Source organism: Bradyrhizobium sp. AZCC 2176, assembly GCF_036924645.1.
Classification (GTDB): Bacteria; Pseudomonadota; Alphaproteobacteria; order Rhizobiales; family Xanthobacteraceae; genus Bradyrhizobium.
In genome coordinates this window covers 4,447,701-4,473,705 of the sequence record NZ_JAZHRX010000001.1, presented here as the reverse complement: position 1 = coordinate 4,473,705, position 26,005 = coordinate 4,447,701, and the positions used below count along the sequence as shown (strand labels likewise).

The 26,005-nt window shown below is 58.6% G+C and carries 20 protein-coding genes and 1 pseudogene; 7 read left to right on the top strand and 14 right to left on the bottom strand.

Going from position 1 to position 26,005, the window contains the following annotated elements; all coding sequences use genetic code 11:
- Window positions 1-229 precede the first annotated feature (229 nt).
- From V1288_RS21055 to V1288_RS34105, 5 genes and pseudogenes are all read left to right on the top strand, one after another.
- Complete coding sequence (locus tag V1288_RS21055) at window positions 230-1,015, top strand: methyltransferase, TIGR04325 family (RefSeq protein WP_334358865.1); 786 nt, start codon at window positions 230-232, stop codon at window positions 1,013-1,015.
- A 180-nt stretch (window positions 1,016-1,195) separates the two neighbouring features.
- Window positions 1,196-2,098, top strand: coding sequence for a class I SAM-dependent methyltransferase (locus V1288_RS21050; RefSeq protein ID WP_334358864.1), 903 nt, complete (start codon window positions 1,196-1,198; stop codon window positions 2,096-2,098).
- A gap of 207 nt (window positions 2,099-2,305) precedes the next feature.
- Window positions 2,306-3,619, top strand: coding sequence for an O-antigen ligase family protein (locus V1288_RS21045; RefSeq protein ID WP_334358863.1), 1,314 nt, complete (start codon window positions 2,306-2,308; stop codon window positions 3,617-3,619).
- 212 nt (window positions 3,620-3,831) lie between these two features.
- Window positions 3,832-4,959: pseudogene (locus V1288_RS34110) on the top strand (glycosyltransferase family 4 protein); the annotation flags it as partial.
- A 138-nt stretch (window positions 4,960-5,097) separates the two neighbouring features.
- Window positions 5,098-6,252 carry a glycosyltransferase family 4 protein gene (locus tag V1288_RS34105; RefSeq protein WP_442894039.1) on the top strand — a complete coding sequence of 385 codons (1,155 nt, stop codon included), beginning with the start codon at window positions 5,098-5,100 and terminating at the stop codon, window positions 6,250-6,252.
- A 137-nt stretch (window positions 6,253-6,389) separates the two neighbouring features.
- On the opposite strand, the gene V1288_RS21035 is transcribed toward V1288_RS34105, so the two are convergent.
- From V1288_RS21035 to V1288_RS21020, 4 genes are all read right to left on the bottom strand, one after another.
- Complete coding sequence (locus V1288_RS21035) at window positions 6,390-7,781, bottom strand: hypothetical protein (RefSeq protein ID WP_334358861.1); 1,392 nt, start codon at window positions 7,779-7,781, stop codon at window positions 6,390-6,392.
- A 112-nt stretch (window positions 7,782-7,893) separates the two neighbouring features.
- Window positions 7,894-8,994, bottom strand: coding sequence for a DegT/DnrJ/EryC1/StrS family aminotransferase (locus tag V1288_RS21030; RefSeq protein ID WP_334358860.1), 1,101 nt, complete (start codon window positions 8,992-8,994; stop codon window positions 7,894-7,896).
- Window positions 8,995-9,032: 38 nt separating this feature from the next.
- Window positions 9,033-9,500, bottom strand: a complete 468-nt coding sequence (locus tag V1288_RS21025; protein WP_334358859.1) for an acyltransferase — start codon at window positions 9,498-9,500, stop codon at window positions 9,033-9,035.
- Window positions 9,497-10,558: a Gfo/Idh/MocA family protein gene (locus V1288_RS21020; RefSeq protein WP_334358858.1), complete on the bottom strand. Its 1,062-nt coding sequence runs from the start codon at window positions 10,556-10,558 to the stop codon at window positions 9,497-9,499. The genes V1288_RS21025 and V1288_RS21020 overlap by 4 nt, the downstream gene beginning before the upstream one ends.
- 353 nt (window positions 10,559-10,911) lie before the next feature.
- Here V1288_RS21020 and V1288_RS21015 point away from each other — a divergent pair, with 353 nt between their 5' ends.
- Window positions 10,912-11,778 (top strand): NAD-dependent epimerase/dehydratase family protein, encoded by an 867-nt coding sequence (locus tag V1288_RS21015; protein WP_334358857.1) that lies wholly within the window; start codon window positions 10,912-10,914, stop codon window positions 11,776-11,778.
- A 28-nt stretch (window positions 11,779-11,806) separates the two neighbouring features.
- On the opposite strand, the gene V1288_RS21010 is transcribed toward V1288_RS21015, so the two are convergent.
- The 10 genes from V1288_RS21010 to V1288_RS20965 all read right to left on the bottom strand — a co-directional run bounded on the left by V1288_RS21010 (window position 11,807) and on the right by V1288_RS20965 (window position 24,413).
- Window positions 11,807-12,979 (bottom strand): glycosyltransferase family 4 protein, encoded by a 1,173-nt coding sequence (locus tag V1288_RS21010; RefSeq protein ID WP_334358856.1) that lies wholly within the window; start codon window positions 12,977-12,979, stop codon window positions 11,807-11,809.
- Window positions 12,976-13,905, bottom strand: a complete 930-nt coding sequence (locus tag V1288_RS21005) for an NAD-dependent epimerase/dehydratase family protein (RefSeq protein ID WP_334358855.1) — start codon at window positions 13,903-13,905, stop codon at window positions 12,976-12,978. Before V1288_RS21005 ends, V1288_RS21010 begins: the two co-directional genes overlap by 4 nt.
- On the bottom strand, window positions 13,902-14,759 hold the full coding sequence (locus tag V1288_RS21000) for a class I SAM-dependent methyltransferase (protein WP_334358854.1): 858 nt from the start codon (window positions 14,757-14,759) through the stop codon (window positions 13,902-13,904). Before V1288_RS21000 ends, V1288_RS21005 begins: the two co-directional genes overlap by 4 nt.
- Window positions 14,749-15,318, bottom strand: coding sequence for an acyltransferase (locus tag V1288_RS20995; RefSeq protein WP_334358853.1), 570 nt, complete (start codon window positions 15,316-15,318; stop codon window positions 14,749-14,751). The genes V1288_RS21000 and V1288_RS20995 overlap by 11 nt, the downstream gene beginning before the upstream one ends.
- Window positions 15,315-16,238, bottom strand: a complete 924-nt coding sequence (locus tag V1288_RS20990) for a hypothetical protein (RefSeq protein ID WP_334358852.1) — start codon at window positions 16,236-16,238, stop codon at window positions 15,315-15,317. The genes V1288_RS20995 and V1288_RS20990 overlap by 4 nt, the downstream gene beginning before the upstream one ends.
- Window positions 16,202-17,290 carry a glycosyltransferase gene (locus tag V1288_RS20985; RefSeq protein WP_334358851.1) on the bottom strand — a complete coding sequence of 363 codons (1,089 nt, stop codon included), beginning with the start codon at window positions 17,288-17,290 and terminating at the stop codon, window positions 16,202-16,204. Before V1288_RS20985 ends, V1288_RS20990 begins: the two co-directional genes overlap by 37 nt.
- A 3-nt stretch (window positions 17,291-17,293) precedes the next feature.
- Window positions 17,294-17,653 (bottom strand): asparagine synthase-related protein, encoded by a 360-nt coding sequence (locus V1288_RS20980; protein WP_334358850.1) that lies wholly within the window; start codon window positions 17,651-17,653, stop codon window positions 17,294-17,296.
- A 16-nt stretch (window positions 17,654-17,669) separates the two neighbouring features.
- Window positions 17,670-19,133, bottom strand: coding sequence for an asparagine synthase (glutamine-hydrolyzing) (asnB, locus tag V1288_RS20975; protein WP_334358849.1), 1,464 nt, complete (start codon window positions 19,131-19,133; stop codon window positions 17,670-17,672).
- Between the two features lie 3 nt (window positions 19,134-19,136).
- Window positions 19,137-20,690, bottom strand: coding sequence for a lipopolysaccharide biosynthesis protein (locus tag V1288_RS20970; protein ID WP_334358848.1), 1,554 nt, complete (start codon window positions 20,688-20,690; stop codon window positions 19,137-19,139).
- Window positions 20,691-20,912: 222 nt separating this feature from the next.
- Entirely contained in the window at window positions 20,913-24,413 is a 3,501-nt protein-coding gene (locus V1288_RS20965; RefSeq protein WP_334358847.1) for a M10 family metallopeptidase C-terminal domain-containing protein, read from the bottom strand.
- A 341-nt stretch (window positions 24,414-24,754) separates the two neighbouring features.
- Here V1288_RS20965 and V1288_RS20960 point away from each other — a divergent pair, with 341 nt between their 5' ends.
- Window positions 24,755-25,948, top strand: a complete 1,194-nt coding sequence (locus tag V1288_RS20960; RefSeq protein WP_334358846.1) for a CaiB/BaiF CoA transferase family protein — start codon at window positions 24,755-24,757, stop codon at window positions 25,946-25,948.
- The last annotated feature ends 57 nt before the right edge of the window (window positions 25,949-26,005 follow it).

The following is a 26,005-nucleotide window of genomic DNA, read 5'->3' as shown; positions in this document are numbered from 1 at the left end:
CTCCCGGAATCCGGCTAAACGTCGTGACGCTCCGAAGGCCCGAGCAGGTCTGACGGGATAGACTTCCGGGCTGTAACCGCTGCTGGTATTGAGCCAGATGGCGCATCCCCGGCTTCCTGGGGCGAGGAGATGAACGAGCACTGGAAACCTTCGGTGTAGATTTGGCCCAACCCGTGAAGTATTATCGCGAACAGGTCGGGATGATAAATTACCGCACATGAAGAGCCTATTGAAACGCCTGCTCCCCTGGCACCTCCGCAGGACTGTAGCCTATGCGCGAACTTCCTATGCGAGCCGGAAACCGCCTTTCCAAGGCGTTTATCCAGATTTCGGGATGATCAAGCAAACGCCCGGATATAGTGATCAGGGCTGGTCCGAATCTTCGAAGTTCGCTGCGAAACGAGCCCGAGATCAGATCGGAACGAAAATTCCATCGGTGATGCCGCATTCGAAGAATTTGCTGCCGATCCTGGTTGCGAGCCTTAAGGGACCAGTTCGCATTCTCGACTTCGGAGGGGCGGCCGGGCTGGACTTCGGAAATCTGTCCGCTTCCCTTGGCGGCATTCCCAAAGACGTGTCTTACATGGTCGTCGACACGGCCGGAACATGCGCGGCCGGAAGGTCAATCTGGGAAAGCGAGAATATCGCATTCACATCCGAGCTGCCCGCAGAGACCGAGCGGTTTGATATTGTTTATGCTTACAGCGCCATTCAATACCTTGATGATTTCCGCCACGGTCTTAAGAAATTCGCCGCCTACCAACCGGAAGCTATCTTGCTCTGTCACCACCCAGTCTATTTTGGCGAATCGTTCGTGAGGTGTCAAAGCAACATGGGCGCCGGATTAGAAGTCGCTCAATGGGTGTTCGGTTTCGACGATCTGATCGAGACGATGAGCGATCTAGGGTACCAACTCAGTTTCAGAGAGTATACGCCAGCAGAATACAACGTCGATAATTACGCGGACGATGCCAAGGCCGGACGAACGGCAAATCTGATGTTCGTACCTAAATAGCTCGCAAAAGCTGCGCCTCGTTGCAGGGACCAGGAGCGATAACGTCGGGCCCACCCATAGTTTTAAGCAGCAGCGGTGGCAGCTATATCGTTTCGCGACTCGCTGCTTCTGAACTCGTTGCCCAGATGCGAGAATAGCCTTCGTCCGAGCCGGAGAGCGTGAGTTTCGATATGAATTCATTTGCGCAAAGCGATTCGGATCGGCATAACCGTTGAAGCGGCCTCAATATGGTATTCGATGAACCATCGTGACCAGAATATTGATCCTGATGTTACGGCCGGATTCGGTCACGAATGGTCGACATTCCGACAGAGCGAGGACGAATTTTCGCCGGTGGACCGTGAAGCGGTGTTCCAGTCTTACTTCCATATTTTTCCATGGGATAAGTTGCCGCCCGATCCGGTTGGAATCGACGTCGGCTGCGGCAGCGGCCGTTGGGCACTGATGGTAGCGCCGAGAGTCGGCCATCTTTATCTCCTCGATGCAAGCGCGGACGCTCTCGCCGTTGCTCGAGAGAATCTCGCCGAGATTGCCAACGTCAGTTTTCATCTCGCAACCGTCGACGATATTCCAGTAGATGATAACTCCCTCGACTTCGCTTTCTCATTGGGTGTTCTGCATCATGTGCCGGACACAATGGCCGCGATACACGCTATTGCAACCAAGCTGAAAGTTGGCGCGCCGTTCTTAGTCTATCTTTATTATGCTCTCGACAACCGTCCATGGTGGTATCGTGCGATCTGGCGGTTCAGCAACATCTTCCGTGTGATCATTTCGCGGTTGCCACCGAGGTTGCGACTCGTGATCAGCCAGGTCATCGCGGTTGTTGCCTATTGGCCGTTAGCGCGCTTCGCAGCAGCGGTCGAACGCGCCGGTTTATCCTCTGCCGCCATCCCGCTCGCATTTTATCGAGATCGCAGTTTTTATGTAATGCGCACCGATGCCTACGACCGATTTTGTACCAAACTCGAGCAGCGGTTCACGCGACACCAAATCGAACGGATGCTGACTGCCGCAGGGTTTGACGAGATTCGCTTTTCGAACGAGGCGCCCTACTGGTGTGCTATTGGAAAAAAACGTTGAAGATGGCAGACAAGCAAAATGACCTCAGATGATCTCTGGTCGTTGTACCACTATTGGCTCGCTCCGTGGGCTCAGCAGAGAACTTCCTACCCAGATACTCCAGGAACTTTGGCCTGTTCGTCCGCATCCCAATTCGGCATAAGCCCTACAATCAGGAATCATTGGACGAAGCGGTCTTCGCCTCGTGCGGCGGACCGATAGAAAAGCATGCAAGTCGAACATAAAACGCAAGCCCTCGCCACTTGGACATCAATCGCGGCAACCTTGGCGGTCCTCGCGAAGACTTTTGTGCCATTCTATCTGATCGGCTCCACAGCGATTTTTGCAGCTTCCGTTGCAGTCGGACTGGTTCTGGTTGCCGTGAGTTGGCGCTCGATTATCGACAGTGCCAGCCGTGTCCGTGACGTCCTGCTGGTGGCCGCGCTGTTCTACGCGGTTGTCGTCGTCGCCTTCCTGGCGTATTCGCGCGACGCAGTACCGGCGACGCATCTTTTGGGCATCGTAATCATCCATGGGATAATGCTGGTTTTCGGCTTAGCTGCAGCTCCAGCGCTGAAGATGGTTCTGCTGACGCTCGTGGGTATGGCGTCAGTCTATACGGCGATGCTTGCCCTGCATGCGCTGCGGTTTGGAGGCATCACGGCTGGCGGCAATATCGACGACATCTTTGGAATTGGCGTACCTGCAATCTACATTACCTTCCATCAGAATATCGGCTTCATGCTCGGCGTCGCCGCCATCGCAGCACTTGGATTGGCATCGCATCGCGTCACAAGGATACTGGCGGCGAGCATACTGCCGGTTGCGCTGCTGTTTCTGTTTCACATTGCCGCCCGAACCGCCTTGGTCGCGCTCGCGAGCGGTCTCGTCTTCCTGGGTTTCGCGGCACTCTGGCAGCATTCGAGGAAGATAACCTTGCTGGCTGCCGGGGCCGTGATCATGATTGCGACGCTCGCATTCGTGATTCTCTCTCAGCGAGAGCTGAACCAAATCGACGTCGACACAAAGGCCCCTGACGCGATCTCTCGGACCATCCGAGAGCTCAAAGACCCTAATCCCGGATTCCGTTTGCCGATCTGGAAACAGACTTGGTACCGCATCGTGAGCGAACCGAATCGATTGCCATTCGGGCGGGGCATCGGAATGTATCCAGTCGATGCGGGATTCGGTTCCCCGGATTGGCTCCTTCATCCTACCGAAGGGTCCAAGCATTATCCCCACAACATGGGCCTGGAACTACTTTACGAATCGGGAATTGTTGGGTTGCTGCTGTTCAGCACGCTAACGCTTTGGCCAATCATTACGTCGCTGCGCCGCTGGTCTGCGTTTTCTCCCGCGGAGAGATCCGTGGTCGCAATATATGTTTTTAGCCTGGTGAGCTCTGAAATTTCTGGCGCGTTCGCCTATACATACATACTGCAGTTTTTCCTCGCCTTGACGGTTGGAATTGTTGCTCTGAAACGGACTGCAGAAGCCACCGCGGATCGACCAATCGTCGGATCGTCCCAATCAGTACCCTGAGAGTCACCGAGCGCCCGATCCACGGCAAAAATTGACCATCCGAATGCCGGATGCGAGTGGCTTCAGCCGAACGGCTTGCGCGCAATAGGAATTACTCATAGAAGATTTCGAGCTCTGTAGCCCATGTTCAAGGGTCGATGCCGCCTAAAAACGGCGACCGGCTGAGACAGTCCCGGGATTGCTCCGAGGGCAAATCAATCGATGTGAATTGAATGACTTTGGAAACCGCTGTGCCGCGCCGACGAATATTGTACGTCGTTAACGAGGACTTCGCCTTCTTGCTCAATCGGCTGCCGATGGCCCGGGCAGCACGCGAAGCAGGCTTTGAGGTGCATGTCGCGACGCGTGTCGCTAAGGGCGCCGACGCTATCGAGGCGGAAGGCTTCACTCTGCATAAAATCCCTTTCCGGCGCGGTGGGCTATCACCACTTGCCGCAATTCCCACCATCGCAGCGCTTCGACGCGTCGAAAACAAAATCAAGCCGCTGATTGTTCACCACTCCGGTCTCCAATGTTGCGTCTATGGCTCGATCGCGTCGTACGGGACAGGAACCTCCCTCGTAAATGCGATAACGGGGCTCGGCTATATCTTTACATCGATGACCTGGAGAACGTGGCTACTTAAGCAGAGCATGGCAATGCTGTTGCCAAGGCTTCTAAATAGCGAACATAGCCTGGTGCTCGTTCAAAATCCGGATGATCAGTCAGCCCTCGAGTCTCTTGGAATAGATCGGAAGCGCATAACTCTAATTCCCGGCTCGGGTGTTGATACTGATGTCTTACAGCCGCTGCCGGAGCCCGATGGTCCAATCACGATAGGTTTTGCCGGGCGCTTGTTGACCGATAAGGGTATTAGAGCGCTGGTAGCTGCTCACGGCATTCTGCGAAACCAGGGACATGATATAAATTTGATCATTGCCGGTAATCCCGACCCGGCAAACCCGGCCTCCGTTCGACTGGAGGAAGCTCAGGAATGGAGCCGTCGGCCCGGACTCACCTGGCTCGGGCACATCGACAATATCGTTTCACTTTGGCGACGCTGTCATTTTGCTGTGCTGCCCTCGCACCGAGAGGGCTTGCCTATGAGCCTTTTAGAAGCGGCCGCCTGCGGCCGGGCTATGATCGCAACAGATGCACCGGGCTGTCGCGAAATCGTAATCAATGAACAGACAGGACTCCTGGTGCCGATCGAGGATCCGCCGGCATTGGCCGCCGCCATTTTGCGCCTTGCGACCTCGTCCCCGCTGCGAGCGCGTTACGGACAGGCTGCGAGAGAATTCGTCGTCAACAAGCTGTCGGCAAAAATTATCGGCAAGGCCATCGTGGCCCTCTACGATCAGCGAGTACTAGACCATTCAAATCGCACTTATCGATCGCCGTATAACTCGAAATTTCCGGCCCAAGCGTCGCCACGGGCCGGAAGAATTCTTCTCGTCACTCAGCACTACGCACCCTTTCCCAGCACCACGTCGGGCTACATGACCGACATTGCCAAAGCACTTGCGCTGGAAAGCGACGTAGTCGTTCTGTCGGGATCACCGAACTCCGGCTCAAAACTGCCACCGAAACCTGACGAACCCACTGTCATCGAAATAAAAAGCTGGTGGCCAGGGAAGTCTGCCCTGGTCTCACGAGCGCTAGCCGCCCTCGCGTTCGCCGTGCAAGTTTTTCTTTCCATCATCAAGCACAGCCGTCGTGAAGATGCTGTTCTTTGTGTCACAACTCCATTCACATTGCCGTATGCCGTAACTTTGGCGGCGCGACTACGCCGGGCTTCTGTAGCGCTCATTATTTACGATTTCTATCCGGATTCGCTGGTCATGGCGGGCTTTTTACGACCCACCTCCATGGTGACCAGAATGATGCGATGGGCAAACAAGGTGATGTTTCAAGGGCTCAACGCCATCGTTACAATCGGCCGTGATATGAATTCGATACTGATGACCTACCCCCGCATGACTGAAGAAAAGATTAGATTCATCCCGAATTGGGCGACGCTTCCCGTGCGCTATCGGGAGATCGACGCTGACAATCCCTATCGCCGCCGTTGCGGAGGCAAATTCTTGGTGGCTATGTCGGGCAACGCGGGATTTACCCACGATCCGGAATCCGTCTTCGAGGCCGCTCGAATATTGAGAGACAAGGTCGGCATTCATTTTTTGCTTTCTGGCGAGGGCGTAGGCTGGACCAAATTGAAGGAAAAGCACGCCGCTTCGCCGCTATCCAATGTGACGCTAATCGAGCGTGTCCCCGAAACAGAACTTGAAATGTTCCTGTCGGCGGCTGACGTCTGGGTGATCCCATACCGAAAAAGGAATACCGGTGTGTCTGTGCCTAGCCGGCTCTACAATTTGCTTGCGGTGGGGAGGCCGGTCATCATTTGCTCAGAACCGGAAGCGGAGGCCGCTATCCTCGTTCAGGAACATGATCTTGGTTGGGTGGTGGAACCCGAAATGCCCGCTTCGATTGCACAGGCCGTGACGCTTGCCGCCTCGACAGCCGGCGAGACCCCCGAGAAAGGTAGACGAGCCGCCGCAGTGGCTCCGCGGTATACAAAGCAGATTGCGCTGAGATCTTACAATGAGCTCATGGGTCGCCTTCTCGGCAAGCAGGCTGGCGTCCGAACAAGTTGATATCGTAGTGCCGACCCGCATTCGTCTGTCCAGCAAAGACGTCCCTGTGAAATCGGATACCTCGCATTCTCTTAACGAACGTTGCGCTGGATCTGCTGCGCGGACGGTCGCTGATGGTACCGGCGAAGTCGCTTAAATCAACTACTGCCGACCGGCCTTGACGACCGCGCAATCCGATTGAGAAGTCTGATCACTTTGACCAAGGCGCCGGCCAGGAGTGGGGCGAGCAGTAATCCGCTCGAAAAGATAGCAGTACTCAGTGCGCTCACCAGCAGCGCAAAGATACCGACGAACGCCGCCGCCATTATTGCGATGCCGAGCACCGTTTTTCCATGCACCAGATAAATTGCATCGATCGAACGGCAAATGGCGCCCGCGAGCATGCTAAAGATGATGACACCGGCGTACGAAAAATCTATCCAGGCGTCAGCAATAAACAGCGCGTTGCTGGTTGCATCCTTGGTGTTGTGCCAGAGCTGCGACACGATTGTATATGCGGGTGTGTAATCGACTCCCATTATCATCGCCAGTGGCCGAATATTGGCGCCCCATGTGTGAGGATATCGGGAGGGGAATGTGCCGAACGTTTCCAGAACCGATTCACTCGGCACCTCAAACATCCGGTAATAGAGAAACCCCAGCACACCGAAATTGTCATAGGCCGATATCGTTAGTCTGACGATCACGTAAAATATCAAAACGATCGCAAACAAAACACCGACTCCACTGCGCCAGGTCAGTTTATTGCGAAAGACAAGCAAACCTGCCAACATCAATTGAACAAGAAACAGCGCCGGGGGCGCCTTGCTCAGAGTTTCACACTTTCCGATCAAGACAGCGAAGAAAAGCAAACTCGCTGCCACAAGCAGCATCCAGGAACGGTTGACCCAACCCGAAAGAAACCCCCAAACAACCAACATCGGTGCCACCGCCCCCAAGATCAGGCGGTAGAGATAATTCGGACTGCCGCCGTGATTTAGTCGATAAGCGACCCTTTCCGCTTCATCTCCGGCAATCGACAGAAACGCTTTGATGGTCCCGACATGGTTCTCTTTGATGGATATCCATGTCAGGAATAGCGTGAGACCGCCGACAACAATCAACAATGTTCGGCTGCCGCCGACGTTATCTTTCAATGGCTGCGCGCTCCAGTCGGCCAGGGCAGATTGCATGGCCGCGATCCGATTTGGTGCGAGGCGGTCGACAATCTCGATTCCCGCGATAACACCCGCGAACATCAATGCCATCGAGAGATTCATCGCAACAAGAGTAGCATCGAAATCCGGCGAGGCGGCCTGGATGATGCTGAAAATAACGGACTTGCCTCCCATTGAGCCGGACAGCCGGTAGATTATCATCGCCTTTTCGCCTGATGATAATACGAAGCTGAGATAAGCCGGTCCATAGATCAGCAACAATGACGCCAGCAGCATGACTGTTGCGGTCAGAAACAACCGAAGCCTTAAGCAGAGATAGACCGCCGCTCCACATATGGCCAACGCTGTGACGACATAGCTGGCTATAAGCATCGCTACCTTCCGCTAGAAGTATGTCATACTAGCCTGCTACCTGATGAAGAAGCATGATAAGATTGCTCAGTCAGTGAAAAACGCTCACCAAAAATCAACTAGACGGGCATGACTAACCAAAGGCGCGGATGAGATCGACTACCGCCTTCTGCTGCTGTGCCGTGATTTCAGCAAACATCGGCAACGACAGAATGCGGCTCTGATGCCGATAGGCATTCGGAAACTGCTCGGGATGAAGCCCCAAACGCCGATAGGCTTCCAGAAACGGAAGCGCAATGGGATAGTTGACGGCGGTCTGCACGCCGTTCGCCTTCAAATGAGCGGCAAGCTCATCACGTTGCCGATGCTGAATGGTGTAGAGGTGATAGACGTGTGTACGACCAGGAGCGATCTGCGGCACGACGACATCCTCAATCTGACCGAGACCGCTGTCATAGACCGCAGCAGCCGCCTGCCGAGCTCGTGTCCAGCGCGGCAGATGCGGCAGCTTCGCGGATAGAATTGCGGCCTGCAGACCGTCCAAACGGCTGTTAATTCCCTCTATCCGATGCTGATGCTTCACAAGACCGCCGTGCCGCGCCAGCATCGCCATCCTTTCGGCGAGATCGGGGCGGCTGGTGACGATGGCACCGGCATCACCCATCGCCCCAAGGTTCTTGCCTGGATAAAACGAGTATGTCCCGGCATCACCAAAAGTGCCGACCTGCTGGCCTTCGTACCGCGCCAAATGCGCTTGCGCACAATCCTCGATCACCCACAAGCCATGCTTACGAGCGATTGCCATGATGGCACCCATGTCGGCGGGTTGGCCGTAGAGATGGACCGGAATGATTCCGACCGTACGCGGAGTGATGGCATTTTCAATTGCTGCGGGATCGATGGTAAAAGTCTGAGCCTCTGTGTCACAAAACACCACGGTGGCACCGGAATGAGTAATCATGGCCGAAGTGCTGATCCACGAATGTGCGGTCGTGATGACCTCGTCACCCGATTTTACCTTCAGCGCGGCCATGGCAATATAGAGTGCATCAGTGCCGTTGGCGCAAGACACACAGTAAGGAGCATCAACAGCGTTCGCAAATGCGCTCTCGAACGCGTCCACATGGGGCCCGCGAATGAACGAACTGTCACGAATGACGGCTGCGATCGCGGCGTCGATGTCCGGCCTGATGCTTTCGTACTGTAGATGAAGATCGGCGTAGGGTACTGCCATCGGCAGGAACTTTCTTTCAGACATCCAATAATGACGCGCTACCGAAGCGCCTGCATACGCCGCGCCGGATTTCCAACGTAAGATCCTGATGCTGTGATGTCCTTTGTAACGACGGCACCCGCACCGACTACCACATCGTCGCAAATTCTGACCGGGAGAATAGTCGCGCCGGATCCAATGGAAACGCGATTGCCGATAGTTGTAGAACGCCACAGCTCTTTGCGACCACCAGCCGGCCGCCCAGTGGAAAAGGTGTCGTTGATGAACATCACTCCGTGACCGATAAAACAGTCATCGCCGATATTAACAAGCTCGCATACGAAGGCATGAGACTGAACTCGCGTGCGTGCGCCGATGCGTACGCCTTTCTGGACCTCGGTGAAGGGACCGATGAAACAGTCATCTCCAATTTCGCAGCCGTAGAGATTGCAGGGCTCGACGATGCTTACGCGAGCGCCGAATTGCACATCACGCACACATACGTGTCGAATCTCGGGGTCACTCACGGCAGCTCCCCAAGGCGACACAACTGCGGAACGAAATTCACCGAAACTTCCTTGCCCGTTTCAATTGACTCATACAACGCGGATATCAGCTCGAGACTTTTGCGACCCTGTAGACCGTCAACGAGTGCGGAGCTCTGGTTGTTGAGGCATTTGATGACGTGCTCGTAATACGCCTGATGACCAAAGCCGTAGACGTTTGGCGGATTGACGGAAAACTTCTCAATCACGTCTTTGTCTGCCGCAAGTTCTTCTGTAAAATGCCAATGCCGGATTTTATTGACGGCAAAGCCTGCAATTTCGACAGCTCCCTTCTCTCCCAGTATCGACAACGAGCCTTCGAGATCCTTGGGCCTGATCGCGGTTGTCGCTTCAATAATTCCGAGTGCGCCATTCTTGAATTTAAGCGTCGCCACTGCAGTATCTTCGGTCTCGATATTCACCAACGCTGTTGCCGCTCGGGCATGTACGCTGACCACGTCACCGAAAAACCATTCCAGCATATCGATGTGGTGACTGGCCTGATTGGCCAGAACGCCACCATCATACGCCCAGGTTCCACGCCATTTATCTTGATCATAGTAGGCTTGATCGCGACACCAGCGCACTCTGACAGTACCGAGCACAAGGCGACCGAACCGACCGGCGTCAAGCGCCTCGCGCGCCTTGACCACGGGAACATTGAATCGATTCTGCTTGACGACGAACAGCTTAACTGCCGCGGCGTCGCAGGCACGTATCATAGCATCAGCGTCTTCAAGACGAAGAGCCATCGGCTTTTCGACGATAACGTGCTTGCCCGCTTTGGCCGCGGCAATGACATGAGCGGGATGCATGCCGCTGGGTGTCAGCACCGAAACCGCCTGGATATCCTTTCGGCCAAGAAAATCATCGATATCGTAGAATGCCGGCACGTTAAACTTCGCGGCAATGGCGTCGGCGCGCTCACGCACCTCGTCGCAGACCGCAACGAGCTCGGCTCCAGGGATGTGGCCGCCCCCCAGGAGATCGGAGTGGCGTTTCGCAATGCGTCCGCAGCCTAGCAAGCCAAACTTGATCACGCATCACCCTTTGCGGTTCGCGCCAAAGAGCGCCCGACGACCCATCCCGTTATCGTACGTTGTCCCAACAATTGTACAATCACGGCCGGCACACCAGATAGCCGAAGCTGCTATCATTTTCAATATCTTGTATGTCCACGATGGATCAGGAGCCTATCAAGGCATTCCCTCACCGAAACTTTCGCCACGCGGCGTCGAGCCTTCGGATGCCGGCCATCGATAAGTCGTTCCTGTGCCTTTGGAGAACGACTCGACTGATTTGCATCGCTTTGAATACTGGCGCTGATGCTTTATGAATGCGAGAACTCATCCTGCGCCCAGTTATTTTTGGGGTTCGAGAGCGAGTAGGCTAGGTGGACGCGAAAACAGATTCGAAACAGGCGAAGAGCCTGGTGATAGGCGCCACCGGGATTACGGGTGGTTATATCGTTGAGCACCTCGTCCGCGGCGGACAGCGACCGCTTGCTATCTCCAGGTCCCGGCAAGCCGGAGCTGGCGTTGACTGGTTCCAGGGGGACCTAAAGAATCCTGAGGCATTCCGGCTTCCCCCATTTGCGACACTATACTGCACAGCAAGCGCGATCCTGTTGCCGACGGCGCTTCCGTACCTTTTCAATCCCTTATTGAAGCGAGTCGTTGTCTTCAGTTCGACCAGCGTCATAACAAAAATTGATAGTGAAATCGTCTCGGAGCGAGAGACCCTGAAGAAACTCGCTGAGGCAGAGCGAGAAATCGCCGCACTTTGTGATCAAAGCAATGTTGGTTGGACGATATTGCGTCCGACGCTGATTTATGCCGAAGGTCGAGATCGCAATATTACGCCGTTGTCGAAGCTTATCCGTAGATTTGGCTTTATGCCTATTGTCGGCGGAGGGCGAGGCTTGCGGCAACCGGTGCACGCGGAGGATCTGGCGATCGGAGCCATTTCCGCTGCATCCAGTCCGGCCGCAGCCAGAAAGGTCTATTCCTTGCCTGGCGGTGAAACTCTTACTTACCGCGAAATGATCGATCGAATTTTTGACGGGCTGCGGCTGCCGCGGCGTACTATTTCAATATCGCCTTTCTGGTGGAAGGCGGCCTTTATCATTGCAAAACCACTTTTTCCCGGCGCAAACGCGGCAATGGGCACCCGAATGACGAAAGATATGGCGTTCGATTCCACCCCCGCGCGAGAAGACTTCGGCTGGAATCCAAGAATGTTCAATCCGGTTTTTGACTAGGACTGCCCCCAATCCTGCAGCGAGGTTTTCAGGATGGCGAAACCTGCATGGCTCGATGAATTGTGTTGGCAAAATCCGCCGCAAATGCTGCGACCCGGTACTCCTGATGCGGGACGACGTTACGAACGACTGAGGCTTGGGACTCCTGCGACGCGCCTATGAGGTGATCGGCCAGGGTGACGGGATCGTCGATCCCGAAATAGCGCGCCGCGCCGTCGGTCTGCTCGCGGTGCACGTCGAGATCAGACAAGATCAATGGAACGCCGAACGATTTCGCCTCTTCGACGGTTGTACTCCATCCCTCGAATCGAGATGGATTTATCAGGGCAACGGAGTTCCGCAACAGCGCGTATACCTGAGACGGCGGAATCATTCCCAGATGACGAAAAGACTTCTCAAGGCCGCGACTTCGGACCTCAGTCATTACACTATCGAAGTATCCGCGCTCTCGTGGATCTTCGGTGCTGCCTGACGCGCACACAACGATATCGAACTCACGTTGCACCAGGATGGTCAGTGCATCGATGACCACCTGGTGGTTCTTGTGCCTGTAAAATTGATTTGGCAGGTAGAAGTATTTTTCGGGCAACCGGTGTTGTGCAATTACCTCAGCCGGATTTGCGGTCAGGAGCGCCGGCGATGGCTGAGTCGCGAAACGAACCACACAGACCTCATTCTTCGCTCCGGGGTAGAATTTCCTGAAGTCACGATGCGCGCTTTCGCTGCTCAGCATGACGGTCCGCCCGGATGCGATCTGAATGCGGAAACCGGCCTCGCGACGCCACCGCGCCGCCGCCGGAAAAAGCTGAGGCAACCGTCGATGCTGAAAATCGGGAAACCAGGCCACCGCCGGATAGGGCAGACGCCAGCCGAAAAAACGTGCGGATTCAAAGACGGCATTGATGCCCTGCGTCCGGAATTCTGCCGCCGCCGCCCGGTCCAGTCCCAGCGCAAGCGCTGCAACCAAACCGGCGCGGCGCTCGAAGGCCGGCGACCGCACAACCTCCACGCCCGGTATCGCCGCAAGCGGCGCAAGATCGGCATCGTCGCTACCTGTCCCGGCGAACAGGACGGGAGTAAATTCGCCCGGGCGGAACCTGCTTAGCGCCGCAAAGAGATTGCTTTGATAGTTGTAGCCGCCGGCCCAAAGCCGACGGGGAATATGCGTAAACCCGAGGCGCAGCGGCGCTCGCAGGTTCACCGGATCTGATCCTTGAACCACGAAACATAGTCCGCAAAGCCCTGTTCAACCGGGATCTTCCAGTCAAAGGGCAGAGCGCGCAGCATCGAGCCGTCCGCCAGCAAACTTGGCGGATCGCCGGCTCGGACGATGCCCGAAAACTGCACCGATGGGCTTCCGCCCCAGCATTCTGCAAGGATTGCGGCAACCCGCGCCACGTTCGTTCCGAGACCGGATCCGGCGTTGATCACTTGAAAGGTCTCCGGCTGCGGCCATCCGCCGATCTCAGCCATAAGCCGAGCGACGTCACGGACATCGATCCAGTCACGCACCTCCGCACCTGTACCTCCCAGCACCAGGTTTCGCTCTCCTGCTTGCAAGCGGGAGCAGATGTCCCACGGCAATTGCTTGCGCAGGTTCGGCCCGTAGACCGAGAACAGCCGCGCCACCGTGCTGCGCACGCCAAAAGTAATGGCATAGCTTCGGCACAATTGCTCCATCATCAGCTTGTGCTGCCCATAAGGCGACATCGGCAACGTGGCGGCATCCACCGCAATCGCCCCATCGTGACCCGCACCGTAGACCGCTGCGCTCGACGCCACGATCAAGCGGCAATCCCTGGCGGAACCGCGCAGCCACTCCAGCAATCTGGCCGTACTCGCAACGGTGCGCGAAAAGTCCTCAAACGGCAGCGCGATCGACAGCCCAACCGAAGACCCGCCGGCCAGATGGAAGATCGTCGACGGCAATCCGGAGCGCTCCGCAAGCGCATTGAGATTGGCCGCGTCGATCTCGCCGTTCAGCCAATGCCCCAGCCCGATGCGACCCCTTTCGGCGTCGCCAATCGCGCCGTGGCCGATGCCGTGAACGCGATTGCCCCGATCAGCCAACACCCGAACCAGATGCCGGCCGATGAAGCCATTGGCGCCGGTGACCCACATGTTCATGACTGTGCCTTGTGACAGACAAACGAATAGAGCCGGCCGGGCCGGTGGTCAAAGCGCTCTGCCACCGAAAGCAGCGACATGAAAACGCCCTTGGAAGCAAGCGCAGCGCGCCACAGAGGCTTCACCGGAATTTTGCTGCTCAATCTTTCCACGACGGCCGTTCGCAGCGTCTCGATCGTATAGGGAAACAGATTGATCGGACTCTTCAGCGGCGCAAGCACCTCGATCGCGGAAAATCCCGCAGCCTTCAGCGCGCCGATATATCGATCGAGAAGAAATGCATGCTCGCCGCCATAGAGGTGATGCAGGGGATGCTGATCCAGGAATGCCTCGAGGTCGACCTCCTTGCTGATCACGTGTTCGCGCGCGGCGATGAGCATTCCGCCGGGGCGAAGCACGCGGAACATTTCCCGGCAGGCGCTGTCAAGATCGCGCATATGGTGCAGCACCGCCCGTGCGAACACGACATCGAATGTATCGTCAGCGAAGGGCAAGCGCTCGGAAAATTCCTCAACCACCTCGATCGGCAAGCGGGCCTCTGCGGCGAGCCCCCGGATTGCCGCCGTTCCGACCACGGCGCTGGGATCTGGCTCGAGCGCAGTGACCGCAAATCCGCTCCGCGCCAGCGCGTAGCTGGCAATTCCGCGCCCGGCACCGACGTCAAGCGCCTTGCCGGTGCGGTTTTGAAGAAGCCTCGAAACCGCCTGCCATTCGGCACCGGCAAAATAGCGCTCGGCGGCAGCGATCAGAGGATCATCATAGAAAGCGTCGAGCACCAGCTGCCGCCGGTCCGGCTGGTCTCGAAGCCAGATCACGGCATCTTCCCACGTCGTGAATTTTTGCTCACCTTTCATCGGGCGGGATCTCCCTGATGAGCACGGCCGGATTTCCCGCAACGATGGAGAAGGCCGGGACATCCTTGGTGACGACCGCGCCGGCGGCCACGACGCCGCCCTCGCCCACTGTCACCCCACGCAAGACCATTGCGCCGGCACCAATCCAGGCATCGTCGCAAATCTTCACCGGACTTTCATCGAGCGAGATTTCGCGCGGATGGCCGCGGGTGAAGATTTCACTGATTTGCCGGTGCCGTGCGGCCGCTCCCAGCGGATGGGTCAAGTTGTCGAAAATATTCGCATTGTGCGAGATCAGGACGCGATTTCCAATGACGATGGAGACGGCCGACCAGATCCGGGTCCCTTCTCCCACGTAGCACCACTCCCCGATTTGAATCTCCCCGCCGTGAGCGAACGTCAACAGCTCGCCCAGGATGCGGCTGCGTTTGCCGACAACGATTTTGTCCGCATCGCCTCGGATGTTTCTGATTCTTGCACTGGAGCCGAGCACGGCATCGAGCTGCAACCGGCAGGTCGCGCGCCTCAAAAGCCGCTGAATCAGGTAATCGACATTCATGCCGTCAGCCGGAGGCACGCCACGGCGCGCGAGGATGCCGCCAGGTCGTCGCTCCATCCCTTGCCAGTATGGACATCATAGACGGTTGCGTTGGCCAGCGTATCAGCGGACTGCCGGGACCAGCCGTCGCGCGAATATCCGAAATAGTCGATCTGGTGCGACGTCGGGCCAAAGGTCTCCACGATCTTCTCGACCATAGCCAGGTCGAAAACCTGGTACCAGCCAAGATTGTCTCGCTTGCCGAATGGCACCGAGATGAAGCAATTGCCGCCAGGCTTGAGAATTCGCCTGAACTCGTTCACGGCCGGAACGAAGCCGCTTTCATCGGACTCCGCATCTTCCGGATTTCCGGTGTACAGCATCGTGTTGTCCAAGCCGATGTGTTCGATTGTCGAAATGCTGGCAATCGTATCGAATACATGATCCGCAAACATCGTGCTCCTGAGATCGCCGAACACATACGAATAGCCGTCATGCCAATAGCAGCGCTTTTCCGGCGCCAGCGTCATGATCGTGAGATCGGAGCCCCGCAGCGGAGGCCGTTGCAGGAGAAAGTCGTGATTGAAGGTCGAACCGGCATCGAGCATTTTGCCGACATTGGTCAGCTGCGAAAACAGCCAAGGATACTCCACCACCCTTTCGTCCATTGCGACGCCATAGGAACGCGGCAGTTCTTTCCCATCACGAAGCAGGCCGCTGTCGATTGCTGACATGATGATTCCGCGCTTCACCGTCTGGTAACCCGGACTGAAGGGCCGCGGCCGCATCTTGAATACCGGCACGGCGGCCCCGTCGAGCAGCCATTTCACCCCATGAACCAAATTATCCGTACGCATCATCGACGCCCGATCACCCGCTTTACCATGTGAACGCTCTAGCACGGCTAAATCCGCGCGACGAGATCGGCAAAGTGCTTCCATTGAGAAGCCTTGCTATAGGCCTGCGAGACCAGGTTTCTTCCCCGCCCGGCCATTCCGGCTGATTCCGGCCATTGTTGCAGGCAACTTGAAATGATTTCGGTGGCCTGCTCCGGCGACTCGTAGGTTTCGATGGTCACGCCCGGCTGCATTCCGTCCGGATAGCCGCCAGCGTCGGACGCGAGCAACGCGCCGCACCCCATGGCTTCAAAGCAGCGCATGTTTCCCCGATCCGTGCCCGCCATGTCGATGGCGCCGTTGAGCACGATTTTTGAGGAACCGATGAGTTCGTAAAGCTGTCGCCCGAACACCGGGGGTTTGGCGATCTCTACGATCGCATCGGGACGGCGGTGCTTTCGTAATGGCAACCAGCCGCCGATCGCGCTTTCCGCAAGCAATGTCAGCCGCGAAGCGTCGAGGCAATACACAATGCGGTGGCTACCGGCCAGGCTAGCCACGTGTTCGAGCACCTTCGCGCGCGCCGTATGGTGTCGCGAATAGCCGCCGACAAAAAGCACGTCGATCGGCCGATCGCCGTGACCATACTCGTCCATGACGGGGTCAAGCGCGGGAAAGAACAATTCGGCACGACAACCCATGCGGCGCCAGGACTCGAGGATTGACGGAAAGTTTCCGAGCACCGCACCATAGGCGGTCAGGTCGGCATTTCCTGACGGCGCAGCGCGCCAGCAAAACGTCTTCCTCACGCAGCCGGGCAGTTTGTCAACGAACGCACTGGGATAGCGCACGGGATCCAGGTTGTAAAAAACCTCGGTCCGGTGATGCTCGATCTGGGCGAGCAAGATGGCCTCGAGCGTCGGCTTGCCCGCAATCCCCTGCTCGCGCGCCCAATGGCGCTGCAGGATTTCGTCATCCCCATTGGTGAAGAACGCCTCGGGAGCTCCATCAAGCACCGGCTTCAGAAAATGCAGCGCGCCGAAGCGGTCATCCAAAAAGGTGCGACGCCGCGCTTCGAAATTCGACGCTTCCGCCGCGAGCTGATTCAGCCGCATGAGGTAGGACGGGTAGAGCCCGCTGTTTTGAAACAGGCGCATCGCTCACGCAAACCTTGCCAGCATCCATTTCATGTTCAGGTACGGCCATATCCGCCCGACCGCTACCCAGTCCCATTGCTTCGACGAAGTCAGGTGGCTGACGGTCCGGCGCAGGCGTTCCTCGTCCACCAGTTCGGCAAAGGCCGGCACCTTTTGGTCGAGCACACTGGCGGTCCAGCCGGCGAGCGGCCCGTTCAACCACTCCGGCATCGGCGAGTTGAAGCCCACCTTCCGGCGTCCCATGCGAATGGATTCCGGCATCAGGTTGGCCATCGCCTGCCTCGCAATGAGCTTGGAATAGCCATCGGAGAACTTGCATGCCTCCGGCAATGCCATGGTGTACGTCACCAGGCGCCAGTCCATGAACGGCATCCGGACCTCAATACCGTGAGCCATCGACAGGCGATCGATAGTTTCGCAAGATCGTCGGCAGCACGGTACTATGGAACATGCGATAGAGGCGCTGGTTCAATGCGCCCCATGCACGTGGCAATACGTCGTCGTCGCCGACCAACGGCAGCGGAGGCGGAACATCGCGCAGACCACCGCGCAGGAAATAATGCCCCTGGCGCCTGATCATCAGTGCCCGCAGCAGGTCAACGCCTCGCCTCGCCAGCGCGGAGTTCGAGCCAATCGCGGCAGCCGCGTTTCGCAGCCGGAACGCTCCCGATTGTCCCTCCTGGAGATAGGCTCCCATCAGCTCGTCCGCGCCATGGCCGTCCAGCGATACCGTCACGTTGTGACGCCTGAGCTCTCGATAGATCAACCAGGCCGCACTTGGAAGCCCGATATAGACGTCATCATTATCGTCGAGAATTCGGTCGAGCTCGGTCAACGCATCGGCCCGGCCGATCTCAAGGAATGCCGGTACGACATCAGCCCAGGCCGCGGCCTGCTCCGCCATCGGCCGCTCATCATTGGAGGCGCCGGGAAACGTCGCGACAAAGGCGTGACGCCACAAGGCGGCGTCGCGAGGACCCATGCCGGACTTTTCATGCGCGGCCATCGTGCAGATCACGGCTGACGAATCGAACCCGCCCGACAGACAGGTCCCGATCGGAACATCGCTGCGCATCCGAAGCGCAACCGCGTCCTGGAAAAGCTCGCGAAAGCGCTCCACGCGTTCGACTTGGGTGGCCGGTATCGCCGGCAGATGATCCACCGTTCGCCACCAGCGCCGGATCTCCAATTTTCCGCGGCGCAGCCACATGCAGTGTCCACCCTGCAGACGGCGCACCTGCCGGCAAAGCGTCCGCTCGCTTGCCTCGATCCCGAAGGCATCAAGCATGAGCCGTCGCGCCGCATCGACATCCAGCGATGCGTCGATCAGACCGCTTCGCACCAACGCACGCTGCTCGGATGCAAAGACAAAGCGCTCGGACGTCAACGCATACAATAGCGGCTTGATGCCGAAGCGGTCGCGCGCCAGGAACAATTCTTCGGTTTGGGTATCGAAGATCGCCAGCGCCCACATTCCGTTGAAGCGCGTCAGCATGCCTTCCTGCCACGCACACCATGCGGCCAGGATAACCTCGGTGTCGGACTGGCTGCGGAACACCGCGCCCTGCGCCTCGAGTTCGCGCCGCAGCTCGAGGAAGTTGTAGATTTCACCGTTGAAGACGATCACATGGCGGCCATCGGCGGAGACCATCGGCTGATGGCCTCCGTCACCGGGATCGATGATCGCCAGGCGGCGATGGCCGAAGGCCAGATTGCGGTTGGCGCTGAACCAGAAGCCCTCGCCAAAGGGCCCGCGATGCGCGACCAGGTTCGTCAGCCGCGAGATCTCCGCCGGCCCGACCACGTTGCCGCGGAGGTTCACGATACCTGCAATTCCGCACATCTGTCAGATCGCCTTCAACGGCAGGAAGCGACCAGCGATGACGCGGAGATCCCGCCAGCAGGCAGCGCCGTGGGGACCGGCCTGCGAAGCCGCGACCGCTGCGACGAAGATGACACCGGCGGCCAGCAAATAGACGACCACCACGTACCACCAGCCAAGTGCATGGTCGAGTTGCGCGCCGCGGAAGCCGGATCGCAACGCCAGCGCGGTAGCGATACCGACCCCGAGCGGCAGCAGCACGAAGTGGATCATACGTGACCACATGTCGGTGAGGCTGAAGCGCCGCCGCAGCAGGATCATGGTGGTGATCATTTGCGCAACCATGCCGAAGCACGCGCTCCATCCCGCAGCCTGCCATCCGAAATACGGCAACGCGATCGCGCTGGTCGCCAGCGTGAATACCCCTGTAAGCAGGGAGATCAGGGCGTTAGAACTGGAGCGCCCTTGCGCCAGAAGATAAAATGCAAAGACGTTCGAACTCGATCCGACTATGCCGGCTATCGAGAGTATCACCAGCACATTCTGGGCTTCGGCGGCCACCTCGGCGCCGGTCCATAGATAAAGCAACGGGCCGGCGACCGGGATCAAACCGCCAAGCGCGCTCGCGGCAAGCACGTTGAGGATCCAGGAAGAGCGGAACAAAAGATCGGCCTTGCGATCGTCGGCCTCCTTTTGCAGGGCGCTGAAGAACGGGAACAGGATTTCGCCGACCTTTACAACACCGATATACATCGCCTCTTCCAGCCGCTGCGCGATCGTATAAAATCCGACGAACTGCGGCTGCAGCAGGGCTCCGAGCAGGTAACGGTCCGCCTGTCCGGCAACCAGCGCACCGCCCTGTGCGGCGAATTGCCAACCGCCCAGCTTGACCAGTTTACCGACGGCCCCACGATGAATTGCAGGCCTGGCCAGCCAATCGCCGATGACGTATCGGGACCACCCGAAAGCCAGAAGCAGGCTCGTTGCAAATCCCAGCGCCTGACAGCCAATAAACGTCGAGGCCTGGGGCCAGCGCGGAATGAACAACAGCATGGACGCCGTCGCAACCACGGTGCTGAAGATGCTGATCGTGGCAACCCGCCGGTAATCCTGACGTGCCGTGAACAAGGCCAGGAAGACCGCGGCCAGGCATTGGCACAGCCATCCGGCGCCGGCCAACACAAACGCTAATCCGAGATCATCCCCGGACGGCCCGCTCAAGTGAAATCCGAGACGCGCAAGCGGCGGCCCGGCCAAACCGAGAAGGATCGCGATCACGCCGCCCGCTGCCAATGCCAGCATCGCGGCCGTGGCGAACAAGCGTCGCGCATCGTCACGCTCGGAGGGCCCCAATCGCTGGGCGAGTTCTCGCGTCGTCGACAATGCCAGCGCGTTGCTGAACGCCAGTGCGGGTGCAACACACGCCGTAACCAGACCTGCGACGCCGAACGCGGCGACGCCGAGGCGAAAGACCACGAAGGGCAGGACAACGAGATTGAGCGCCACGGCCACGACAAAGGCGATCGCGTTCCAGGCAGAATTGCCCAGTAAATCGGTTGGAGTTCTTCTCAGCGCCATATCAGCTTCTGGCTATCACGGACTGCTTTGACTTGCCCGCAAGATGACCGCCGGGCCCCCTGCAAAGCAGCACGGATCGGTACGGTCAGGCGTCGATATAGCGGGCTAGCAGCATCGGGAGCGGATGTCGATAGTCACCGGCAGCCCAGCAAGGCTTGTCGGAGCGCTTATGCCGATCGTAGCTTCGCGAATATGGCTGGCGATCGCAGTGGCCGAGCGCAGCTACAAAGTTAGAAATTTGCTTGCCTGCAGGTCTGCTATGTGGACCTCGGCAAGGCGGGCGTGATCGAGGGGATGGTCTGGGATGCCGGCGTCAGCGTTCGTCAACGGGAACAGTGACTGCGCACCGTGCAAGAGCGCTGCCAAATCGTTGCTGATCGTAGAGGACAGACCCAACTCGGTTGCGTCGACGATTTGTTGATTTACAGCAACATTCGCATCGCCACTGGTATCGAATACAAATGCGTCATGGCCACCGATTTTTGCAAGCTCTGGCTGCAATGTAGTCGCCCCGACTGTCCCGTTGCCGTTCAGGTCCTGCTGGAAGGTGGTCTCCAGTGATTGCAGCGTGCTGTTGCTTCCCGACACGGCGCCGATGATATTGGAGATGTAGTTGCCGTTGCTGTCGGTGTCCCAGGCCGTATATTGACCGGTGGCGGAATTCCGCCAGACCACGTCGTATCCTCCCGCCGTTTGCTCTGCGGCGATCGGGGTCCAGCCGCCAAACTGACCAGCCACGACGGCGGTGCCGCCAGACTTCAGCAGCGGCCCGGTCCCGCCGCTGTAAAGATAGAAGTTGCTGCCAATAGCGGTCAGGCTGGTCGACCCAAACGCCTCGATCACGGTGGCGGGAATGCCGATTGTCCCGTCGCCGTTCAGGTCCTGCTGGAAGGTCGTCTCCAGCGATTGCAGCGTGCTGTTGCTTCCCGATACGGCGCCGATGATATTGGAGATGTAGTTGCCGCTGCTGTCGGTGTCCCAGGCCGTGTACTGACCGGTGGCGGAATTCCGCCAGGCCACGTCGTATCCGCCCGCCGTTTGCTCCGCGGCGATCGGCGCCCAGCCGCCAAACTGGCCAGCTACAACGGCGGTGCCGCCAGACTTCAGCAGCGGCCCGCTCCCGCCGCTGTAAAGATAGAAGTTGCTGCCAATAGCGGCCAGGCTGGTCGACCCAAACGCCTCGATCACGGTGGTGGGAATGCCGATTGTCCCGTCGCCGTTCAGGTCCTGCTGGAAGGTCGTCTCCAGCGATCGCAGCGTGCTGTCGCTTCCCGATACGGCACCGACGATATTGGAGATGTAGTTGCCGCTGCTGTCGGTGTCCCAGGCCGTATACTGACCGGTGGCGGAATTCCGCCAGGCCACGTCGTATCCGCCCGCCGTTTGCTCCGCGGCGATCGGGGTCCAGCCGCCAAACTGGCCAGCCACGACGGCGGTGCCGCCAGACTTCAGCAGCGGCCCGCTCCCGCCGCTGTAAAGATAGAAGTTGCTGCCAATAGCGGTCAGGCTGGTCGAGCCAAACGCCTCGATCACGGTGGCGGGAATGCCGATTGTCCCGTCGCCGTTCAGGTCCTGCTGGAAGGTCGTCTCCAGCGATCGCAGTGTGCTGTCGCTTCCCGATACGGCGCCGATGATATTGGAGATGTAGTTGCCGTTGCTGTCGGTGTCCCAGGCCGTATACTGACCGGTGGCGGAATTCCGCCAGGCCACGTCGTATCCTCCCGCGGTTTGCTCTGCGGCGATCGGCGCCCAGCCGCCAAACTGGCCAGCCACGACGGCGGTGCCGCCAGACTTCAGCAGCGGCCCGGTCCCGCCGCTGTAAAGATAGAAGTTGCTGCCAACGGCGGTCAGGCTGGTCGACCCAAACGCCTCGATCACGGTGGCGGGAACGCCGATTGTCCCGTCGCCGTTCAGGTCCTGCTGGAAGGTCGTCTCCAGCGATCGCAGCGTGCTGTCACTTCCCGATACGGCGCCGATGATATTGGAGATGTAGTTGCCGCTGCTGTCGGTGTCCCAGGCCGTGTACTGACCGGTGGCGGAATTGCGCCAGGCCACGTCGTATCCTCCCGCCGTTTGCTCTGCGGCGATTGGCACCCAGCCGCCAAACTGGCCAGCCACAACGGCGGTGCCGCCAGACTTCAGCAGCGGCCCGGTCCCGCCGCTGTAAAGATAGAAGTTGCTGCCAACAGCGGTCAGGCTGGTCGATCCAAACGCCTCGATCACGACAGGGGTCAGCATAATCCCGATCAGATCGCTGTTTCCCAGCGCAATACTGCCTGAAAGATCGATGGCAAAGTCGGCTATTTGATCGCCGTTAGTGTCGCCTTGAAGGACGGTAACTCCCAGAGAACTGTTGTAAAAATAATTGAGAGCCCCTGCGATGCCGTCGAACGCGGAGGTACCTATAAATCGGAACACATCATGTGCGCCCGTCGAGCTTATGGCGTCGATGCCGCTAAGATCAATTCGATCAACGCCCGACACGAAGTCGAAAATCCGGTCATGCTGGCCGCTTGCAGCCAGGCTGCTGCCGACGGCAAACACAAAATTATCGGCGCCTCCTCCACCAGTGAGAGAGTCGACGCCGATGCCGCCCATCAACGTATCGTTTCCCGCACCGCCGATCAGCGTATCGGCGCCGCCGCCGCCCGACAGCGTACATCCCGTGTCGCTTGCGATCAGCGTGTCATTTCCGCTGCCGCCGATGGCTTTCTCGATGACCGCGTTGAGCGCGATCCCGATATTGTGAACGAGGCTGCCGACGGAGGAAAAGGCGCCGGCGTGCAGGTCGATGGTCTGCGCCGCTGAATAGCCGGAGCAATCGAGCGTATCGGTGCCGCCGCTGTCGTAGATCGTCAGCGCCGGCGCTGAAGTGTAGTTGCCGAAATTGAAGACCGCGCCGGCATTGCTGTTGAAGCCATAGACGGTATCGCCGGTTCGCGTCGAGGTCGCCACGCCGTACATCGAAGCCATGGCGTAGATGTCCGCCATCTGCGGAGTGACCACATAGCGGTAGGAGCTGCCGGAATAATTTTGTTCGCCGAAATACGACATGACCGAGTATTGCCAGGTGTCGTTGGCATAGATCGCGTTGGTCGAATACGACGCGCTGCCGTTGTACGGTCCCTGGTGGCCGAGACCGAGCGCATGCCCGATTTCGTGGATGTAGGTCTGGTAGCCGTAGCTGTCGATGCCGGTCTTGCCGTCGTTGGCCCCGCCGTCGGTGGTGATCCAGTCGGAGCTGATGTTGATGTACGCATTTGAGAACGCTCCCCCCGGCCAGTCGCCGCCGCTATAGGCCTGCATCGTGCCGTTGTGGGTGAACGTGATGTTCGCGGAGCCGGCGGTCTGGAGGAAGCTGATGTTGGCAACTTCGGACCACGCCCGCAGCGCCGTTAGCGCCAGGAACTGCTCCGACGAATTCAACCCGGTGATGTTGAAGGTGATGGTGTTGGAAGCCCAGTGATGGGCGACGGTGTTGTTGTATTGCCAAAAGCCGCTGACGAGGTAGTTGGCGAGCGTGGCGATCGACGCGACCGGCTTCGCGGCATATACCTCACCGCTGGACACGCTGGCGGCGTCAGCCGCCAGTTGGTATGGATCGCCGTCGTCGCCAAACTCGATGTCGTGCGTCCGGTCGGGCTGAAGCGCGCCCTCGTCCGCCGCGGGCTCGAATGGCCGGAAAGCCCAGATCTCATCGGAAAGCAGATCATTCTTCTTCATCGATCAGGCCTGTCAGCAGTCGTTCGGTTTCGAGGAATCGCAACGCAATCGGGAGGCTAGAATCGCCTCGTTAACGCTTGTTTACCAACTGGGGTTATCGCGCGCTTGCTTTGCGATGCATTACGGCGAAAACCAGAATCCCCGGTGCCAGTCCGTAGTCTTGCGGGGGCGGATTTGGCCAATCCTCACAGGCTGGAGTTCCGATCCATAAATGCCGCCTCGCCCCTTTGCCGCCCCTCCGCCGGACGGCGAACAAGGAGTTGGAAATCCGCGCCAGATTGTTTAAGCGCAGACGGATCGGCCTCTTCCCACGCGAAAATCCAGAAAAACAAGGTTTCTCAATGCCTTTCCCACGCGCTTCGCAGGCCCTTTCCCGCTTCACCGTGCTCGATCTGACCCGCGTTCGCTCCGGGCCCACCTGTGTGCGGCAACTGGCAGACTGGGGCGCCAACGTCATCAAGATCGACGCGCTGCTGGAAGACGCCGGCGGCGAGGCGCCGGGCGGCCCGCGGCAGGGCTCGGACTTCCAGAATTTGCACCGCAACAAGCGGGCCATGACGCTGAACCTGAAGGACCCGAAGGGTCTCGAAGTGTTCAACCGCCTCGCCGGGCAGGCCGACGTCGTGGTCGAAAATTTTCGTCCCGACGTGAAAGCAAAACTCGGCATCGACTATGAGAGCCTGCGCAAGATCAATCCGCGCATCGTCTATGGCAGCATCTCCGGCTTCGGGCAGGACGGCCCCTATCACAAGCGCCCGGGCTTCGATCAGATCGCGCAGGGCATGGGCGGGCTGATGTCGATCACCGGTGCGCCCGGCCAGGGTCCGATGCGGGTCGGCATCCCCGTCGCCGACCTCACCGCCGGGCTGTTCTGCGCGCTTGGCATCCTCACCGCGCTTTTGGAGCGCGACGTTTCCGGCGAGGGCCAGTGGGTGCAGACCTCGCTGCTGCAGGCGCAGATCTTCATGCTGGATTTCCAGGCCTCGCGCTGGCTGATGGAAAAGGATGTGGCCAAGCAGGCCGGCAACAATCATCCGACCTCGATCCCGACCGGCGTGTTCAAGACCTCCGACGGCTATATCAACATCGCCACGACCGGCGGGCGGATCTGGGAACGCTGCGCGCAGGCGATCGGCGCGCCCGAACTCGTCACCAATCCCGATTACGCCACCGCGCCCGCGCGCTCGAAGAACCGCGACGCGCTGAACGAAGCGATCGGCAAGCTCACCGAGAAGAAATCGACGGAAACCTGGGTCAGGGAATTGAACGAGGCCGGCGTGCCCTGCGGCCCGATCTATTCGATCGACCAGATGTTCGACGACGCCCAGGTCAAGCATCTCGGCATCGCCCAGCACGTGCCGAACGACGAGAACCGCCACATCCAGCTCGTCGGCCAGCCGGTGACACTGTCGCGCACGCCGAGCAGCATGGCTGCACGCCCGCCGGAGTTCGGCGAGCAGACCGAGGAGGTGCTGGCCGAGTTCGGCTTTGCAAAGGACGAGATCGCGGAGCTCAGGCAGCGCAAGGTGGTGTGAACCACGCCGGACCAACGGCTCGCCAACGCGCGCCCGTTGGCCCCGCGCGATGCCGCT

Bases quoted from the DNA above. Each gene is read 5' to 3' on its own strand.
- V1288_RS20985 (WP_334358851.1), bottom strand. From the start codon at position 17,290: ATGCGCCTGTTTCAAAACAGCGGGCTCTACCCGTCCTACCTCATGCGG.
- V1288_RS21030 (WP_334358860.1), bottom strand. From the start codon at position 8,994: ATGGCAGTACCCTACGCCGATCTTCATCTACAGTACGAAAGCATCAGG.
- V1288_RS21045 (WP_334358863.1), top strand. From the start codon at position 2,306: ATGCAAGTCGAACATAAAACGCAAGCCCTCGCCACTTGGACATCAATC.
- V1288_RS20970 (WP_334358848.1), bottom strand. From the start codon at position 20,690: ATGGCGCTGAGAAGAACTCCAACCGATTTACTGGGCAATTCTGCCTGG.
- V1288_RS34105 (WP_442894039.1), top strand. From the start codon at position 5,098: ATGACCGACATTGCCAAAGCACTTGCGCTGGAAAGCGACGTAGTCGTT.
- V1288_RS20990 (WP_334358852.1), bottom strand. From the start codon at position 16,238: ATGGAAGCACTTTGCCGATCTCGTCGCGCGGATTTAGCCGTGCTAGAG.
- V1288_RS20960 (WP_334358846.1), top strand. From the start codon at position 24,755: ATGCCTTTCCCACGCGCTTCGCAGGCCCTTTCCCGCTTCACCGTGCTC.
- asnB (WP_334358849.1), bottom strand. From the start codon at position 19,133: ATGTGCGGAATTGCAGGTATCGTGAACCTCCGCGGCAACGTGGTCGGG.
- V1288_RS21035 (WP_334358861.1), bottom strand. From the start codon at position 7,781: ATGCTTATAGCCAGCTATGTCGTCACAGCGTTGGCCATATGTGGAGCG.
- V1288_RS21000 (WP_334358854.1), bottom strand. From the start codon at position 14,759: ATGAAAGGTGAGCAAAAATTCACGACGTGGGAAGATGCCGTGATCTGG.
- V1288_RS21005 (WP_334358855.1), bottom strand. From the start codon at position 13,905: ATGAACATGTGGGTCACCGGCGCCAATGGCTTCATCGGCCGGCATCTG.
- V1288_RS20995 (WP_334358853.1), bottom strand. From the start codon at position 15,318: ATGAATGTCGATTACCTGATTCAGCGGCTTTTGAGGCGCGCGACCTGC.
- V1288_RS20965 (WP_334358847.1), bottom strand. From the start codon at position 24,413: ATGAAGAAGAATGATCTGCTTTCCGATGAGATCTGGGCTTTCCGGCCA.
- V1288_RS20980 (WP_334358850.1), bottom strand. From the start codon at position 17,653: ATGGACTGGCGCCTGGTGACGTACACCATGGCATTGCCGGAGGCATGC.